The organism is Streptomyces sp. BK208, from assembly GCF_004364245.1.
Lineage (GTDB): Bacteria > Actinomycetota > Actinomycetes > Streptomycetales > Streptomycetaceae > Streptomyces.
Map to the genome: position 1 here is coordinate 63,751 of NZ_SOAV01000002.1, position 13,936 is coordinate 77,686.

Consider the following 13,936-nt stretch of genomic DNA (forward strand, 5'->3'; position numbering starts at 1 on the left):
GTCAAGCGACCGTGCGGCCCTTGTGCGTTGTCCTAGACTCACCGGCATGTCAGGTCGTGACCTGTTCTGTCAGCCCCGTCGCGTACGCCACGGGGCCGCCCTGACCTTGGTGTTCGCGAGCGTGCTCGTCGCGGGCGCGGCCAGCGGCTCGCTGCCCGGGACCGACCGGAAGTCCGAGCCGGACGCGGCCCGTTCGGCGACACCGGCCGGACCGCAGGCCCGGCACGACGACGTCGCCCGCGCGGCGGCCGAGGCGATGGCCGACGGCAAGTCCCCGGTGGAGGCCGCCGAACGCGCGGTCAGCCGCAGCGGGGACCGGTGGGGATCCGTCTACTCCCAGGGCGAGTACGAGGAGTTGGAGGACGCCCTCGACGGCCGGTACACCGGCGTCGGACTCTCCGCGCGCCGCGAGCGCGACGGACGCATCGAGGTGACCCGGGTGCGCTCCGGCTCGCCCGCCGCCGACGCCGGCATCCGCCGGGGCGACCAGTTGCGCAGTGTCGACGGCGAGCGGGTCGACGGGCGGCCCGTCACCGAGGTCGTCTCCATACTGCGCGGCGACGCCGAGCGCGAGCCCGCCGGCACCGCGGTCCGGCTGGGCCTGGAGCGGGGCACGCGCGCGTGGACCGAGACCCTGCGGCGCGCCCGGCTGTCCACGGACCCGGTGACCGTCCGCAGGCCCGCCGAGGGCCTCACCGTCGTCAAGGTCACCTCCTTCAGCAAGGGCGTCGGCGGGCAGGTGCGCGAGGCCGTGGCGCGGGTGCCGTCCGGCGTCGGCGTCGTCCTCGACCTGCGCGGCAACTCCGGCGGTCTGGTCACCGAGGCCGTGACCGCCGCCTCCGCCTTCCTCGACGGCGGCCTGGTCGCCACGTACGACGTCGACGGCGATCAGCGGGCCCTGCACGCCGAACCCGGCGGCGACACCGCCCGCCCCCTGGTCGCGCTCGTCGACGGCGGCACCATGAGCGCGGCCGAGCTGCTCACCGGCGCCCTCCAGGACCGCGGCCGGGCGGTCGTCCTGGGCTCGCGCACCTTCGGCAAGGGCTCGGTGCAGATGCCGAGCCGGCTGCCCGGCGGCTCGGTGGCCGAGCTGACCGTCGGCCACTACCGCACCCCCTCAGGGCGCGGCGTGGACGGCACGGGCCTCACGCCCGACCTGGAGGTCGACCCGGCGGACCCGGCCGCGCTGGACCGGGCCCGGACGGTACTGAGCGGACTGGGGCGCCAGGCGCAGGACCCCGCGTAATCGGCTTTCCGCAGGACCCCTCCGTAGTGCCAAAATGGACCGCACTATGGCTAAGGAAAAAGGGCGCAAGCTGATCGCGCAGAACAAGAAGGCGCGGCACGACTACCAGATCCTCGACACCTACGAGGCCGGCCTCGTGCTGTCGGGCACCGAGGTGAAGTCGCTGCGCCAGGGGCGGGCCTCGCTGGCCGACGGGTTCGTGCAGCTGGACGGTCACGAGGCGTGGCTGCACAACGTGCACGTGCCGGAGTACAGCCAGGGCACCTGGACCAACCACAGCGCCCGCCGCAAGCGGAAGCTGCTGCTGCACCGGGTGGAGATCGACAAGCTGGAGTCGAAGTCCCAGGAGACGGGGCACACCATCGTCCCCTTGGCGCTCTACTTCAAGGACGGCCGGGCCAAGGTCGAGATCGCGCTGGCGCGCGGCAAGAAGGAGTACGACAAGCGGCAGACCCTCCGGGAGAAGCAGGACCGCCGCGAGGCGGAGCGGACGATCTCGGCGATCCGCCGCAAGCAGCGGGCCTGAGCCGCGGGAATAGGCTGGCACGTGCGTGCGTTGGTCACGTACGATGGCAAGCACACCTCACAGCGGGTGTGACTGTGATTGAAAAATCAACATGGGGATGATCGGTTTCGACAGCGGCTGTCGAAGCAGGGGAAGCGTGTCGAGGAAGCGGCCATGATCTCGTAAACCACAGGCCGAAAAAATAATCGCCAACACCAAGCGCGATTCCTCCCAGCAGGCCTTCGCCCTCGCTGCCTGATCTCAGGTAGCGAAGCGAGCCTCCTACTAAGGGAGTGTCAGCCCGGGGCTGTTCCCGACCCGGATCCTGGCATCAGCTAGGGGACTAAACCTTGATCCCGGTCACGGGGTGAAGAGGGAAACCAAACAGTGACTGGGCCCGTCGGAGACTTGTTCGCGTGATCTCCGGGGCCGAGAAAATCGAAGCGAACTGCACACGGAGAAGCCCTGATTCCGCACCGTTGGACGCGGGTTCGATTCCCGCCATCTCCACATTCCCAGGAGACCCCTGGGTCCCCGGACACGTCCGTGGGCCCGGGGGTTTTCCGTGTTCAGGAGGCTCTGCGGGGTGGCAGCAGGGTCAGGAGGAGGGCCGTCGCGGCCGCGGTGACCGGGACGGTGTAGGCGGCGGTGGGGGAGACGTGCTCCACCGTCCAGCCGCCCGCCGCGCTGCCGCAGGCGATGCCGCCGAGCAGCCCGGTCACCGCCAGGGTCATGCCCTCGTTCAGGCGTCCCTCCGGGGTGCGGTGCTGGACCAGGGTCATGGTGGTGACCATCGTCGGGGCCGTCGCCATCCCGCCGACCAGGAGCGTGAGCGCCAGCAGGGGCAGCGAGCCGCTGAGCGAGGCCGCGAGCAGGGGCAGCGCCAGCAGGGCCGTCATCGCGGCCACGCACCAGGGCAGACGGTGCTCGGCCGGACCGGTCGGCCGGACGGCGCCGTACAGCAGCCCCGCCGCACAGGACCCGGCCGCCTGCAGGGCGAGGACGGTGCCGGCCGCCGCGCGGTGTCCCTGCGCGTCGGCGAACGCGATGGTGACGACCTCCATGGCCCCGAAGATCCCGCCCATCGCCAGGCACACCACCAGCAGCGGCGGGATGCCCGGGGCCCGGACGGGCGACTTCGCCGTCGGCCGCGGGCGGGCCGGCGGCTCGGTCGAGCGCTGGGCGGCGAACAGCAGCATGCCGGTCACCAGCAGCACCACGCCCACCAGCGTCCCCGCCTCCGGGAACAACGCGGTGCACAGGAACGCCGCGAGGACCGGGCCCAGCATGAAGCACAGCTCGTCCGTGGCCTGCTCGAAGGAGTTCGCGGTGTGCAGCGCGTCGGCGTCGCCCTTCAGCAGGTGGGCCCAGCGGGCACGGGCCATGCCGCCGGTGTTGGGCGTCGTCGCGGTGGCGGCGTACGCGGCGAACAGGGTCCAGGCGGGCGCCCCGTACCGCACGCACAGCAGCAGGGCGACGGAGCCCAGCGCGGCGAACAGGGTGGCGGGCACGGCCACCCGGGCCTGCCCGTACCGGTCCACGAGCCGTGCCGTCCACGGGGCGACCAGCGCCGTCGCCGCCAGTCCCGTCGCGGTGACGGCGCCGGCGAGGGCGTACGAACCACGGGTGGCGGCGATCATCACGACCGCGCTCACGCTGAACATGCCCATGGGCAGCCGGGCGACGAGATTGCCGACCGTGAAACCCCGCGCTCCGGGCGTGGACAGGAGACGCCGGTACGGACCGGGCGGCCGGCGCCGGATGCGGGGGCGGAAGTCGGCCGCGACCACGGCGTCGGCGGTGACGGACAGGAAGAGGGCGGACTGAGCGGGACGGGACGGGCGCGCTGGGGTCGGTGTCGGCATGCGTCCACCGTCGCCCGGAGGTGATCGGGGGGTCCAACACCTTCTCCGTCGCCATTCACGCACCAGCGTTGTAGGTTCGCCGGATGCCCGCACCCGCCTCCGTCGATCCCCGTCTCCTGCGCGCCTTCGTCGCCGTCACCGAGGAACTGCACTTCACCCGCGCCGCCGCCCGGCTCTACGTCGCCCAGCAGGCGCTCAGCCGGGACGTCCGGCGTCTGGAGCGGGAGTTGGGCGTCGAGCTGTTCGTCCGTACCACCCGGCAGGTGACGTTGACGGCCGACGGCGAGCGGCTGCTGCCGTACGCCCGCCGGGTCCTCCAGGCGCAGGACGACCTGCTGGCCGCCTTCGGCCAGGCCCGCCCGCTGCTCGTCGACCTCAACTCCCCGGGCCTCCTCACCGGCCGCCTGGTACTCGAGCGGGCCCGCGCGCTCGCGCCCGAGCAGGAGCTGATGGCGCGTTACGAGAGCGGACTGACCCACGCCGCCGGTGAGCTGCTCGCGGGCCGCATCGACGCCTCCTTCGGCCGGTTCGCGGGGCTGCCCCCGGCGTTGCGGGCGGGGCTCGGCCACCAGCCGGTGCGCTACGAGCCCATGGCGGTCGTGCTGCCCGAGGACCATCCGCTGGCCCGGCAGGCGCGCGTGCCGCTGTCCGCACTCGCGGGGGAGCACGTGTACGCCGGGGCGGGCAACCCGCGCACGCCGGAGTGGACCGACCTCGCGCACCGCCTGTTCGAGGGGCGCGGTATCCGGGTCGCGCCCCCCGCGCCGCTGGCCGTCGGCGAGGAGGAGTTCCAGCGCATCATGGACAAGACGCGCAATCCCATCCTCGCCGTACAGAGCTTTCCGGCCATGCCCGCGACCGTCGTGCGCCCCCTCGTCGACCCCGTGCCGCTCTCGCCGGTGTCGCTCGTCTGGCGAAACGGACTGAAGCATCCCGCGTTCGACGCGCTGCGTCGGGCGGCGGCCCAGGTCGCGACCGAAAAGGGTTGGCTCGAGGTTCCGGGCGACGGGTGGATTCCGGCCGCCGACGCCGCGGTGATGTCGGTCGACAAGTGACACGTGGCCACCACAGCTCCTCCGCGTGCGCTACATTCTTTGCCTGAGCACGGTGTGATACAGGGGGCGCTCGAAGCTGGTGGGGGCCGGTTCGGCCGACGAGTGCTCGGGGTCGTATGCGCACCCGGAAGTGTCCCGTGGGGGGAAGTGCGCGCGCGTGAAGAACTGGCAAAAAGACGCCCAACCGGAGTGGCCCGAGGTCGAGTCCGGGGCTAGTGATCGCTCGGAGGCAGGACGAGATGCTGATGCCACCGAGGTGCTGCCCCCGGCCCGGGCGTTTCCGTCGTCCGGGGTCTCCCCGATGAGCGCGGCGGAGTCCGGCGGGGCCGGCCGGTCCGAGTCCGTCCCTTCCGGGGCCGCCGGTTCCGACGGGTCCCAGGGGGCCGCGTCGGGCGCGGGGTGGTTCGGGGCGTCCGGTGGGAGCCCGCGCGGCCACGGCGGTCCCGCCGCCGACCGGACGGAGTTCCCCGGCTCCCGAATAGCGGGCCACGGCCGCCGCGCGCCGGGCCAGGACCCGCTGGCCCAGGGGCGGATAACCTGGGGCAGACCGGACCAGGCCGGGGCGTACCCCGGCCACGCCGCCGCCCCGGGCAGCCCGCCGCACAGCGCCGCGCCGTACAGGACCGCGCCGTACAGCGCCGTGCCGGGCCGCGCCGTTCCGGCCGACGCCGCCCCGGGGGCCGATCCGTTCGGCAACGCTCCCTACGCCTCCCCGGCAGCCGGCCCCGGCCCCTCCCGCGGTGCCCGCGGCACCGGACCGGACCCCGACCGGACGGACGTCCTCCCGTCGGCCGGCCCCGCCGCCCCGGCCGCACCGACCCGCGCCTTCCCCGCGCCCGCTCCCGCTCCGATACCCGCACCCGCGCCCGCCACCGCCGCGCTCCGCGACCCGTGGCAGGAGCTGCCGGACACGGACGGCGACGCGCACACCGGTCCGGGTGCCGCCGAGCACACCCACGACCCGCACGAGGTCACGGTCCAACTCGACGCCGTCCAGCTGGGCGACGGCGTGCTGCTGCGCGCCGAGGGCGGGCACCGCAGCCGCCCCGAGCCCTCCGACGGACCCGTCTTCGTCGACGCGTCGGGCCGCCGCAGCCGTCTGTACCGCCGCTTCGGCATCCTGGTCGGCATCGCCTGCGCGGTCTACGCCGTCGTCATCGTCTCCACGCTGCTCTCCGGCAACTCCGACGCGCCCTGGATGCCCGCACCGGGCCAGCAGGAGGGCGCGCCCGCCGGACAGGTCGACACCACGCCGGTGCCCTCGCAGTCGGCGCAGCCCTCCGGCACCGGCGGCGACGCCGTCCCCGAGGCCAGCTCCTCGGCGGACTCCGACGCGGCGACCGCACCGGGCGCCGGGGTGCCCGCGTCCGGCGTGACCGGCGGCACCGCGGGACAGCAGCCCGGTACCGGCACGGGGTCCCAGACGTCGTCCGGGAGCGGCCGGACCGCGGGCGGTTCCGGCGCGACCGACCCCGACCCGGCCCAGTCGACGCAGTCGACGCCCTCCGCCCCCACCGGCCCGTCGGCCCCGGCGGGCGGCGGTACCTCCGTCGGCCCGACCGAGCCCACCGGCGGCTCCACCACGGGCACCGACCCCGGCGTGGACGGCACCAACGCCAACGGCGCGGGGGACCCCGACCCCGTCGCGGGTCCGGCCGGCGCGCCCGTCGTGGTCGCCGGCCCGGCCGACACCTCCACGTCCCCTTCCCTGTCCCCGGAGAACACCCTCTGATGGCATCCCGCACCCGCCGTCACGGGGCCGCGCGCAGCGCCCGTGAGGGCTCCCGCCGTCGCCTGCCCTTGCGTCTGCTGCTTCCGCTGCTCGTCCTGGTCGCCCTGGCGGCCATGCTCATGCTGCGCGGATACGTGCACAGCGAGATCCTCGCCGACCACCGGGTCCAGCCGCCCGCCGCCACCACCGACGTACCCGAGAAGATCCTGGACGGCGGCCCGGTCATCGACGTGCGCGGCGGCCGCACCGAAAGCCTGAGCGTGCCCGACCACCGGCTCGTCCTCACCTTCGACGACGGCCCGGACCCGACCTGGACGCCCCGGGTGCTCGACGTGCTGAAGAAGCACGACGCGCACGCGGTCTTCTTCGTCACCGGCACCATGGCCTCCCGTTACCCGGACCTCGTCGAGCGCATGGTCGACGAGGGCCACGAGGTGGGCCTGCACACCTTCAACCACCCCGACCTCTCCTTCCAGTCCAAGAAGCGCATCGACTGGGAGCTGTCGCAGAACCAGCTCGCGATCACCGGCGCGGCCGGGGTGCGCACGTCGCTGTTCCGGCCGCCGTACTCCTCCTTCGCCGACGCCATGGACGACAAGTCCTGGCCGGTCACCGAGTACATCGGCAGCCGCGGCTACATCACCGTCGTCAACAACACCGACAGCGAGGACTGGCGGAAGCCGGGCGTCGACGAGATCATCCGGCGTGCCACACCGCACGGCGGCAAGGGCGCCATCGTCCTGATGCACGACTCGGGCGGCGACCGCCACCAGACCGTGCAGGCCCTGGACAGGTTCCTGCCCGACCTGAAGGCGAAGGGCTACACGTTCGACAACCTCACCGAGGCCCTGGACGCGCCCAGCGCCATGACCCCGGTGACCGGCGCCGAACTGTGGAAGGGCAAGGCCTGGGTCTTCCTGGTCCAGGCCTCGGAGCGGCTCACCGACGTCCTGGTGGTGGGCCTGGCGATCATCGGCACCCTGGTCATCGGACGCTTCGTCCTGATGCTGCTCCTGTCCGGCGCCCACGCCCGCCGGGTGCGCCGCAGACGCTTCCGCTGGGGGCCGGCGGTCACCGAACCGGTGACGGTACTGGTCCCGGCGTACAACGAGGCCAAGTGCATCGAGAACACGGTGCGTTCCCTCATGGAGAGCGACCACCCGATCGAGGTCGTCGTCATCGACGACGGCTCAAGCGACGGCACCGCCCGCATCGTCGAGGGTCTCGGCCTGCCGAACGTCCGGGTGATCCGGCAGCTCAACGCGGGCAAGCCGGCCGCACTCAACAGAGGCCTGGCCAACGCCCGTCACGACATCGTCGTGATGATGGACGGCGACACCGTCTTCGAGCCCTCCACCGTGCGCGAACTCGTCCAGCCCTTCGGCGACCCGAAGGTGGGCGCCGTGGCGGGCAACGCGAAGGTCGGCAACAAGGACAGCCTCATCGGCGCCTGGCAGCACATCGAGTACGTGATGGGCTTCAACCTGGACCGCCGCATGTACGACATCCTCGGCTGCATGCCGACCATCCCCGGCGCGGTCGGCGCCTTCCGCCGCTCCGCCCTGGAGCCCTTCGGCGGCATGAGCGACGACACCCTCGCCGAGGACACCGACGTGACCATGGCGCTGCACCGCGCCGGGTGGCGAGTGGTCTACGCCGAGAACGCCCGCGCCTGGACCGAGGCCCCGGAGTCCGTCAGCCAGCTGTGGTCCCAGCGCTACCGCTGGTCGTACGGCACCATGCAGGCGATCTGGAAGCACCGCCGCGCGGTGATCGAGAAGGGTCCCTCGGGCCGCTTCGGCCGGGTGGGCCTGCCCTTCGTCTCCCTGTTCATGGTCGTGGCCCCGCTGCTCGCCCCGCTCATCGACGTCTTCCTGCTCTACGGGATCGTCTTCGGGCCCACCGAGAAGACGATCGTGGCCTGGCTCGGGGTGCTGGCCATCCAGGCGGTGTGCGCCGCGTACGCCTTCCGGCTCGACCGGGAGAAGCTCACCCCGCTCATCTCGCTGCCCCTCCAGCAGATCCTGTACCGCCAGATCATGTACGTGGTGCTGCTCCAGTCCTGGATCACCGCGCTCACCGGCGGCCGGCTGCGCTGGCAGAAGCTGCGGCGCAGCGGAGGGGTGTCCGCGCCGCCGCCCGGCGTCGACGGCGTCCCGTCCCAGCGGCGGTCCGGTGCCATGGACGGGAGGCCGGTCGGATGACCACCCCGCCGTACGACCCGACGCGACCGGTCCCCGCACCCGGCCCGGCCCGCCCTTTCCCGACCACGCCGAGCACGCCCCTCCCGGCCACGCCGACCACGCCCCTCCCGGCCACGCCCTTCCCGAACACGTCCGTCCCGCCCCGGAGCGCCCCGCACATGACCGCACCACCCCTGCACCCGCCCGTCGGCGCGGACACCGCCGTACCGGCGGTGCCGGAGCAGAAGCAGGCCCGGCGCGGTCCCGTCCGCGACCGCTACTTCGACCTGCTGCGTGCGGTGGCCCTCTTCCGGGTGGTCCTGTACCACCTGATGGGCTGGGCCTGGCTGCCCGTGGTGTTCCCGTCCATGGGCGTGATGTTCGCCCTCGCCGGCAACCTGATGGCCCGCTCCCTGAAGCGTCCGGCCGTCCAGGTCGTCCGCAGCCGCATGCGCCGCCTGCTGCCGCCGCTGTGGCTGCTCGGCGTCGTGGGCGTGACCGGCATGGTCCTCCAGGGCTGGGGACCCGGCGACGACGGGCACCCGGGCTGGTGGTGGTTCCACCTCGTCTACTGGATCCTGCCGCTGAGCGACCCGCCGTTCGCCGAGGGGCTGCCGGGCGTCCACGGCATCCTGGGCGAGGACTGGGCCTCGGAACTCGCCGGGCCGCTCTGGTACATCCGCGCCTACCTCTGGTACGTCCTGCTCTCCCCGGTCCTGCTGCGCGCGCTGCGGGCCCTGCCGTGGCTGACGATCCTGGCGCCGCTCGTCCTGTCGGCCGCCTTCCAGTTCGGCTACCTCGAACTGCCGGGCGAGCGCTTCCCGTCGGCGCTCACGGACTTCAGCACCTTCGGGGCCTGCTGGGTCCTCGGCATGGCCCACCAGGAAGGCATCCTGAAACGGCTGCCGCGCTACGTGGTGCCCTCGGTGGCGCCGGTGATCGCCGCGCTGGGCCTCTGGTACGCCTTCCGGGAAGGCTTCAAGACCGGGTACGACCTGGACTCCATCCCCTTCGCGCAGGCCGTCTGGTCCTTCGCGACGGTGCTGCTGCTTCTGCACGTCAGCCCGTCGTGGACCGAGTGGCCGCGCCGGCTGCGCCGCTGGGACCGGCTGATCACCCTGCTCAACTCGCGGGCCGTGACCGTCTACCTGTGGCACAACATCTGCATCCTCGTCGCGGCCACGCTCTGGGACCAGCTGTGGGGCTTCGACGTCGTCTACGAGAACGTCCCGTGGCTGCTGGAGAGCCCCTGGCCGGTCCTGGTCATCGCCTGGCTGCTCATCGGGAGCTGCATCGTCTGGTTCGGCTGGATGGAGGACGTGGCGGCCAAGCGCAAACCCCAGCTGTGGCCGGACGGCGGCAAGCGCCCGGAACCGAAGCAGCCCAGGGCCCGCGCCGCCCACCGGGGCTGACGCACCGCCCGGGCCGCCGGGGACCGGGGCTGACGGCTGTCGGTCCCCCGTGCGAGACTGCCCCGGTTGCGTAAGTGAACACGGTGGCGTGAGCCGGTCAGGGGGAGCGGGCGGGATGAGCAAGCGGCAGACACAGAGGATGCTGCAGTTGATGGCGAGCGGGGAGCCGGTCCAGCTCACCAGCCGGATGTCGTCCGTGAAGAAGCTCGCCAAGCTCGCCTTCACCGCCCAGCAGTTCGGGTACGAGTACGCCGACGTGCGCCAGAGCGGCGGGAACAACGCCGCGCTCACCATGCTGCTCGTCCCCGACCCCGGCCCGCAGGCCCGCACCCGGGCCGCGCAGAACTGGGCGCAGTACCCGAACGCGGGCGACGGGGTCTCGCTGCCGCCGCTCGTGCCCGACGCCTTCGAACTCCTCAAGGCCCGGATCAACTTCGACCTCACCGGCAAGAACGCCCAGAAGTCGATGGGCTACGGCGCGCTCGGCGGCACCGTCGCCTGTGTGCTCCTCGCCTACCGCGAGGGCGGATCGTCCGACGACTTCGTGCTCTCCGGGATCATCTGGCTGGTCCTCATGGCGGCCCTGGGCATCGGCTTCCTCGTCACCCGCAAGCGCAACGCCAAGTTCGCGGCGCGGTTGCAGGCCGCCGGGTTCGTGCCGATGGCCGACGAGGCGGGGCGGGTGCGCTACCTGCCGCCCGGCGGGCAGCTGCCGGGCCACGGCAACCCCTTCGGCGCGGCCACCGGCGGCTACGGGCAGCCGGCCCCCGGCCCGTACGCCCCCCAGCCGCCGCAGCAGCCCTACGGCGTGCCCCCGCAGGCTCCGCAGCCCTACCCGCCGCAGCAGCCGTACGGCGTGCCCCAGCAGGCCCCGCAGCCGTACGCCCCGCAGTCCTACCCGCCCCCGCAGCCCTACCCGCCGCAGCAGCCGTACGCGCCCGCGCCGGGACAGCAGCAGCCTTACCCGGCGCAGCCGCAGCCGCACGCGCAGCAGAACCCGAACTGGCAGCCCCGGCCCCCGCAGGGCTGACCGCGCTCCCGCAGAGCTGACCGCGGCCCCTCGCAGGGCTGACCTCGATCTCTCAGCCCCCGCCCACGCCGGGTGAGAGCAACGTTCCCTCCCGGTCATCCACAGCCCCACCGGCCCGAAACGCGTCCTGCCTAGCGTCGGTCGCACCGAGCTGTGGAGCACCGTGGAGGCGCGATGAAAGCCCGTGGCGGACGCTGGATCGAGTACTGGGATCCCGAGAACGAGACCTTCTGGAGGGAGACGGGGCGGCGAACGGCACGACGCAACCTGCTGTTCTCCGTCCTCTCCGAGCACATCGGGTTCTCGGTGTGGACATTGTGGTCCGTGCTGGTGCTCTTCATGGGGCCGGAGTACGGGCTGTCACCGGCCGACAAGTTCCTGCTGACGTCCGTGGTGACGCTCGTCGGGGCCGTCGTACGGGTGCCGTACACCTTCGCGGTCGCGGTCTTCGGCGGACGGAACTGGACGATCGTCTCGGCGAGCATGCTGCTGGTCCCGACGCTCGCCGCCTTCGTCGTGATGGAGCCCGGGACGTCCTACTCGACGTTCCTGCTGATCGGGCTGCTGGCCGGGATCGGCGGCGGCAACTTCGCCTCCTCCATGACCAACATCAACGCCTTCTTCCCGCTCCGGGAGAAGGGCTGGGCGCTGGGCCTCAACGCCGGCGGCGGGAACATCGGCGTGCCGGTCATCCAGCTCGTCGCGCTCGCGATCATCGGAGCCGGCGGCGGGCCGCGGGTACTGCTCGGCGTCTACATCCCGCTGATCCTCGTGGCCGCCGTCCTCGCCGCCCGGTACATGGACAACCTCACCACGGTGAAGAACGACACCGGGGCCGCCCGGGACGCGGCCAAGGACGCCCACACCTGGATCATGGCGGTGCTGTACATCGGCACCTTCGGTTCGTTCATCGGCTACAGCTTCGCCTTCGGACAGGTGCTGACGACCCAGTTCGGGCGGACGCCGCTCCAGGCGGCGTACCTCACGTTCATCGGTCCGCTGCTCGGTTCCCTCGTCCGCCCGCTGGGCGGCAGGCTCGCCGACCGGTACGGCGGTTCGCGCATCACCCTGTGGAACTTCGTGGCGATGGCCGTCGCCACCGCGATCCTCGTCCTGGCCAGCATGGAGAGGTCACTGGCGCTGTTCGTGACCGTGTTCGTGGCGCTGTTCGTGCTCAGCGGTCTCGGCAACGGCTCGACGTTCAAGATGATCCCGGGCATCTTCCACTCCAAGGCGCTGGCCCGGGGGCTGACCGGCGAGGAAGCGGTGCTGCACGGGCGGCGCCTGTCGGGTGCGTCGATGGGGCTGATCGGTGCGGTGGGGGGCCTGGGAGGCGTCGGGATCAACCTCGCCTTCCGCCAGTCCTTCCTCTCCTCCGGGTCGGGCACCGGTGCCTTCGTCGCCTTCCTGGCCTTCTACGCCGTGTGCATCGTGGTGACGTGGTCGGTATACCTCCGCCGCTCCGCGGTGCGCGAGGGGACACAGGTGGGAGCAGCGAAGACGGAGGCGCGGCTCAGCTATGCCGAGGTCTGACGTAACACTGGTGACATGAGGCGGAACCGAGCCCGTCACGCGGCGTTGGCAGGCTCGGTCGCCACGTGACTGTGCACGTGGGTGTGGACGGAACGGAGCGCGGCGAGCGATGGACGACGTGAGCGACGTGAACGGCGTGGGCGACATGGAGCGCCCGGGCGGCGTGGCGGGCGACGTGGCGGGCGTGGGCGACGAGGAGCGGCGGCCCGAGCACGGACCGCTGGCCGGGTTCACCGTGGGCGTGACCGCCGCCCGCCGGGCCGACGAACTGGGGGCGCTGCTCCAGCGGCGCGGTGCCGCCGTCCTGCACGCGCCGGCGCTGCGGATCGTGCCGCTCGCCGACGACAGCGAGCTGATGGCCGCGACCAAGCGGATCGTCGACCGGGCGCCGGACGTCGTGGTCGCCACCACCGCCATCGGCTTCCGGGGCTGGATCGAGGCCGCCGACGGCTGGGGGCTCGGTGAGGCCCTGCTGGAGCGGCTGCGCACGGTGGAGGTGCTGGCGCGCGGACCCAAGGTCAAGGGCGCGGTCCGGGCCGCCGGACTGACGGAGCGGTGGTCCCCCGCGTCGGAGTCCATGGCCGAGGTCCTGGACCGGCTCCTGGAGCAGGGCGTGGCGGGCCGCCGGATCGCCGTCCAGCTGCACGGCGAGCCGCTGCCCGGGTTCGTGGAGGCGCTGCGGGAGGGCGGCGCCGAGGTGGTGGGGGTCCCCGTGTACCGGTGGCTGCCGCCGGAGGACCTCACGCCCGTGGACCGGCTGCTGGACGCCGCGGTCTCGCACGGCGTGGACGCCGTGACCTTCACCAGCGCGCCCGCGGCGGTGTCCCTGCTGGGCCGGGCCGAGGAGCGGGGCCTGCTGCCGGAGCTGCTCGCCGCCTTCGGCCACGACGTGCTGCCCGCCTGCGTCGGACCGGTCACCGCGGTGCCGCTCCAGGCGCACGGCGTCGACACGGTCCAGCCCGAACGCTTCCGGCTCGGGCCCCTCGTCCAGTTGCTGTGCCGGGAACTGCCGTCCCGCGCCCGTGCCCTGCCGGTCGCCGGGCACCGGCTGGAGATCCGCGGACACGCCGTACTGGTCGACGGGGACCTGCGGGCCGTGCCGCCGGCCGGCATGTCCCTGCTGCGTGCCCTCGCCCGGCGGCCCGGCTGGGTCGTGCCCCGCGCCGACCTGCTGCGCGCCCTGCCGGGCACCGGCCGCGACGAACACGCCGTCGAGACGGCCATGGCCCGCCTGCGCACCTCCCTCGGCACCCCGAAGCTGATCCAGACGGTGGTGAAACGCGGCTACCGGCTGGCCCTGGACCCGGCGACCGACGCCAAGTACACGGACGAGTGAGGCACTTCACGGGGGTGATACCGCGGCGGCTCGCGCCGG

Annotated in this window: 10 protein-coding genes and 1 other RNA gene; 10 read left to right on the forward strand and 1 reads right to left on the reverse strand. The window is 73.0% G+C overall.

Features of this window, described 5'->3' with window-relative positions; all coding sequences use genetic code 11:
• Positions 1–46: 46 nt before the first annotated feature.
• The 3 genes from EV562_RS04835 to ssrA all read left to right on the forward strand — a co-directional run bounded on the left by EV562_RS04835 (position 47) and on the right by ssrA (position 2,264).
• Positions 47–1,246: a S41 family peptidase gene (locus EV562_RS04835; RefSeq protein ID WP_208298291.1), complete on the forward strand. Its 1,200-nt coding sequence runs from the start codon at positions 47–49 to the stop codon at positions 1,244–1,246.
• 46 nt (positions 1,247–1,292) lie between these two features.
• Positions 1,293–1,772: an SsrA-binding protein SmpB gene (gene smpB, locus EV562_RS04840; protein WP_052841735.1), complete on the forward strand. Its 480-nt coding sequence runs from the start codon at positions 1,293–1,295 to the stop codon at positions 1,770–1,772.
• Positions 1,773–1,865: 93 nt separating this feature from the next.
• Positions 1,866–2,264: a transfer-messenger RNA gene (ssrA, locus tag EV562_RS04845) on the forward strand.
• A 56-nt stretch (positions 2,265–2,320) separates the two neighbouring features.
• On the opposite strand, the gene EV562_RS04850 is transcribed toward ssrA, so the two are convergent.
• Positions 2,321–3,616 (reverse strand): MFS transporter, encoded by a 1,296-nt coding sequence (locus tag EV562_RS04850; RefSeq protein WP_133885423.1) that lies wholly within the window; start codon positions 3,614–3,616, stop codon positions 2,321–2,323.
• A gap of 83 nt (positions 3,617–3,699) precedes the next feature.
• On the opposite strand from EV562_RS04850, the gene EV562_RS04855 reads away from it, so the two are divergent.
• The 7 genes from EV562_RS04855 (at position 3,700) to EV562_RS04885 (ending at position 13,897) form a co-directional block, all read left to right on the forward strand.
• A complete protein-coding gene (locus EV562_RS04855; protein ID WP_133885424.1) occupies positions 3,700–4,671 on the forward strand; it encodes a LysR family transcriptional regulator in 972 nt (323 codons plus the stop codon).
• A gap of 301 nt (positions 4,672–4,972) precedes the next feature.
• Positions 4,973–6,403 carry a hypothetical protein gene (locus EV562_RS04860; RefSeq protein ID WP_166661590.1) on the forward strand — a complete coding sequence of 477 codons (1,431 nt, stop codon included), beginning with the start codon at positions 4,973–4,975 and terminating at the stop codon, positions 6,401–6,403.
• A complete protein-coding gene (locus tag EV562_RS04865; RefSeq protein WP_133885426.1) occupies positions 6,403–8,607 on the forward strand; it encodes a glycosyltransferase in 2,205 nt (734 codons plus the stop codon). The genes EV562_RS04860 and EV562_RS04865 overlap by 1 nt, the downstream gene beginning before the upstream one ends.
• Positions 8,608–8,765: 158 nt before the next feature.
• A complete protein-coding gene (locus EV562_RS04870) occupies positions 8,766–9,998 on the forward strand; it encodes an acyltransferase (protein WP_133885427.1) in 1,233 nt (410 codons plus the stop codon).
• A gap of 115 nt (positions 9,999–10,113) precedes the next feature.
• A complete protein-coding gene (locus tag EV562_RS04875; protein WP_133885428.1) occupies positions 10,114–11,028 on the forward strand; it encodes a hypothetical protein in 915 nt (304 codons plus the stop codon).
• Between the two features lie 174 nt (positions 11,029–11,202).
• A complete protein-coding gene (locus tag EV562_RS04880) occupies positions 11,203–12,561 on the forward strand; it encodes a nitrate/nitrite transporter (RefSeq protein WP_133885429.1) in 1,359 nt (452 codons plus the stop codon).
• A 145-nt stretch (positions 12,562–12,706) separates the two neighbouring features.
• Complete coding sequence (locus EV562_RS04885; protein ID WP_166661648.1) at positions 12,707–13,897, forward strand: uroporphyrinogen-III synthase; 1,191 nt, start codon at positions 12,707–12,709, stop codon at positions 13,895–13,897.
• The last annotated feature ends 39 nt before the right edge of the window (positions 13,898–13,936 follow it).

Coding starts and splice junctions, on each gene's coding strand:
- EV562_RS04835 (WP_208298291.1), top strand. CDS start 47: ATGTCAGGTCGTGACCTGTTCTGTCAGCCCCGTCGCGTACGCCACGGG.
- smpB (WP_052841735.1), top strand. CDS start 1,293: ATGGCTAAGGAAAAAGGGCGCAAGCTGATCGCGCAGAACAAGAAGGCG.
- EV562_RS04850 (WP_133885423.1), bottom strand. CDS start 3,616: ATGCCGACACCGACCCCAGCGCGCCCGTCCCGTCCCGCTCAGTCCGCC.
- EV562_RS04855 (WP_133885424.1), top strand. CDS start 3,700: ATGCCCGCACCCGCCTCCGTCGATCCCCGTCTCCTGCGCGCCTTCGTC.
- EV562_RS04860 (WP_166661590.1), top strand. CDS start 4,973: ATGAGCGCGGCGGAGTCCGGCGGGGCCGGCCGGTCCGAGTCCGTCCCT.
- EV562_RS04865 (WP_133885426.1), top strand. CDS start 6,403: ATGGCATCCCGCACCCGCCGTCACGGGGCCGCGCGCAGCGCCCGTGAG.
- EV562_RS04870 (WP_133885427.1), top strand. CDS start 8,766: ATGACCGCACCACCCCTGCACCCGCCCGTCGGCGCGGACACCGCCGTA.
- EV562_RS04875 (WP_133885428.1), top strand. CDS start 10,114: ATGAGCAAGCGGCAGACACAGAGGATGCTGCAGTTGATGGCGAGCGGG.
- EV562_RS04880 (WP_133885429.1), top strand. CDS start 11,203: ATGAAAGCCCGTGGCGGACGCTGGATCGAGTACTGGGATCCCGAGAAC.
- EV562_RS04885 (WP_166661648.1), top strand. CDS start 12,707: ATGGAGCGCCCGGGCGGCGTGGCGGGCGACGTGGCGGGCGTGGGCGAC.